The organism is Paenibacillus sp. P4_E11 (assembly GCF_056401635.1).
On record NZ_JBFUIX010000586.1, the window covers coordinates 1 to 899 of the forward strand.

General features: G+C 46.4%; 1 protein-coding gene. It reads left to right on the forward strand.

Annotated elements, in window-relative coordinates; all coding sequences use genetic code 11:
• Nucleotides 1-899 (forward strand): aminotransferase-like domain-containing protein (locus AC1DWB_RS36240; RefSeq protein ID WP_477545884.1); only part of this gene is annotated, 899 nt, incomplete at both ends.

Below are 899 nucleotides of genomic sequence, written 5' to 3' on the forward strand. Positions count from 1 at the left end.
GAGGCAAAGAATACCGAAATGTTGAGATCGATTTCAGCCCACACGAGCCTTATTTGGATCAAATTTTTCAAAAAAACTGGAGACACTCATTTTTGCAAGCCTCCAAAGAAACGGACCTATCCAATTGGGCTTACGGCAACGCCTATGGTTTCGTTCCGCTGCGCGAACAGATTCAACGTTATCTGTCACTTGAGCGAGGGGTTCACGTGCATATTGATCAAATTATTTTAACTTCGGGCGCACAACATAGCCTTGATTTGATCGCCCAAGCACTATTGAACGAAGGAGAGACGGTTTCCGTTGAAGATCCCGGCTTCCCCGCCGCGTGGATGGCCATGAAATATCGGCGGATGAATGTAGTTCCTGTCCCTGTAGACGATTACGGATTACAGGTAGACCGTATTCATCCTCAAACAAAACTTGTGTATGTTACGCCTTCACATCAGTGTGCAGTTGGGGTGATCATGTCGGAACCCCGCAGGCAACAATTGCTACATATGGCCGCTCAACATCAATTTTGGATTGTTGAAGACGACTACGATAGCGAGTTTCGATATCGTGGCGACCCGTTACCCACTTTGTTCAGCCAGCAATCTCAGAATACATTGTATATGATGAGTTTTTCAAAAATGGTTGCTCCTGGTATACGGATATCGGCAATCATTGGACCCCAAAAAGCCATACGCCAGCTTGCTCAAGTCCATGAACTAACATATCGGCACCTTCCCATTATGGAGCAATTGACGCTTACTCACTTTATTGAACATGGGTATTTCATGCGCCATATGAGGAGAGTCAGAAATGTATATCGGCGCAGACACGAAGCTATGACGAAAGCTATCGGCTCAACAGGCCTCGGAGAACGTTTCAAACTAAGCGGCGTAGAAACGGGACTGCAC